Raw genomic sequence first — 1,805 nt, forward strand, 5'->3', positions numbered from 1 at the left:
GTTCCTCGGCCGTGTGGAAGATGCTGTCGGTGGCGACCCTGGTGCGGCCGTCGCCGAGATCGATGAAGGTGGTCGAGTCGATGCAGATGTGGGCGGGCATGCCGTCCCACTCGAAGGACTGCACGATGCGTTCCTTCGGGGTGATCTCGCGAAAGCGGCCCTCGAATCCGTAGGACTCGTCGCCGTCGTGTTCGACGAAACGCCAGTGGCCGCCCTTGCGGAACTCCCAGCGCTCGACGTCGACCACATGGCCGCGACCCCACCAGCGGGAGAGCTGCTCGATGCGGCTGTAGGCGTCCCATACCCGGTCCAGTGGGGCGTCGAAATCGCGTTCGATGTGGACTTCGCGGTCCGAGGTGGAGGTGATGACGGCGTCGTTGGTGGTGGTGGTGCTCATTGCTCTGGCTCCGTTCGTTGCAGGAATTCACCGAGACGGTCCATCCGGGCTTCGAGCATCTGCCGATAACCCTGCATCCAGGCCACCTCACGATCGAAGACGTGCTCACAGATCCGGCAGTACCGCACCCGCCCACGCTTCTCGGTGACCACCATGCCCACGTCCTCGAGCAGGCCGATGTGCTTCTTGATGCCGGTCAAGGTCATCTCGAATCGCTCGGCCAATTCGCTGATACTCGCGGGTCCACGCCCGAGTTGCTCGAGGATGCCCCGCCGTGTGGGGTCCGCGAGCGCCCCGAACGAGGCGTCTAGGAAGTCATACTGAACCATCTAGTTCAGTATTGCGTGGCCACGTCATCCGGTCAACCCCTTTCGGAAAACCCTGGACGGGCCGATGGATTCACTACTACGCTTTGTCGTAGAACTTGGCGGGAATCATCGAGGGGGAACACTCATGAACAAGACCACCTGTTGCATCGTCGGCGGCGGCCCCGCGGGCACGATGGCCGGTCTCCTACTCGCCAGAGCAGGCGTCGAAGTGACCGTGCTGGAAAAGCATGCCGACTTCCTCCGGGATTTCCGCGGCGACACGGTGCACCCGTCGACGGTGCGACTGATCGACGAACTGGGGCTCGGCGCGAACTTCGCCAGGTTGCCGCGCTCCGAGCTCACCCGGATGTGCATGCACGCGGGCGACCGCATGGTGGTCGCCGCCGATTTCACCCGAATTCCCGGCAAGTACCGGCACATCGCCATGGTGCCGCAATGGGACTTCCTCGACCTGCTCACCAGCGCCGCGGCCGAGGAACCGACCTTCACCCTGCGCATGCGCTCGACCGCGACCGGACTGATCGAGGAGGCGGGCGGGGTGGCAGGCGTGCGCTATCTCGATGCCGAGGGCGTCGAACACGCCCTGCGCGCAGATCTCGTGATCGCCTGCGACGGACGTGATTCCGTGACGCGCGAGGCCGCGGGTCTGCGCCCGCGCATGGAGGACGTGCCGATGGACATGTGGTTCTTCCGCATCCCGAAATCGGAGGACGACATCGACGGCGGTGCCGTGCAGGCCCGCTTCACCAACGGCAACTCCGCGGTGGCCATCGACCGCGGCGACTACTACCAGACCGGCTACATCATCGAAAAGGGCTGTGACGCAGAGCTTCGCGCCGCACACGACGTGCGGTGGCTACGCGATCGCGTCACCGAACTGTTCGGCTGGTCCACCGAGGCGACAGCGGCGATCCGGGCCTGGGACGACATCAAACTGCTAGAGGTGACGGTGGGCATGCTCGACCGGTGGTACGTCCCCGGCCTGCTGTGCATCGGCGATGCCGCGCACACGATGTCACCGGTTGGCGGGGTCGGAGTCAATCTCGCGGTGCAGGACGCCGTCGCGGCCGCGCGCATCC

3 protein-coding genes are annotated in these 1,805 nt (G+C 65.3%); 1 reads left to right on the forward strand and 2 read right to left on the reverse strand.

The features are described from left to right. The coding region (locus tag ACFWF3_RS34495; protein ID WP_379318235.1) for an SRPBCC domain-containing protein at positions 1 to 397 on the reverse strand (397 nt) is incomplete at its 3' end. Beyond that, on the reverse strand, positions 394 to 726 hold the full coding sequence (locus tag ACFWF3_RS34500; RefSeq protein WP_379318237.1) for an ArsR/SmtB family transcription factor: 333 nt from the start codon (positions 724 to 726) through the stop codon (positions 394 to 396). The genes ACFWF3_RS34500 and ACFWF3_RS34495, both read right to left, overlap by 4 nt. Before the next feature lie 124 nt (positions 727 to 850). Here ACFWF3_RS34500 and ACFWF3_RS34505 point away from each other — a divergent pair. Further along, a partial coding sequence (locus ACFWF3_RS34505) for an FAD-dependent oxidoreductase (protein ID WP_379318239.1) occupies positions 851 to 1,805 on the forward strand: 955 nt, incomplete at its 3' end.

The organism is Nocardia sp. NPDC060220, assembly GCF_042727815.1.
Classification (GTDB): domain Bacteria; phylum Actinomycetota; class Actinomycetes; order Mycobacteriales; family Mycobacteriaceae; genus Nocardia.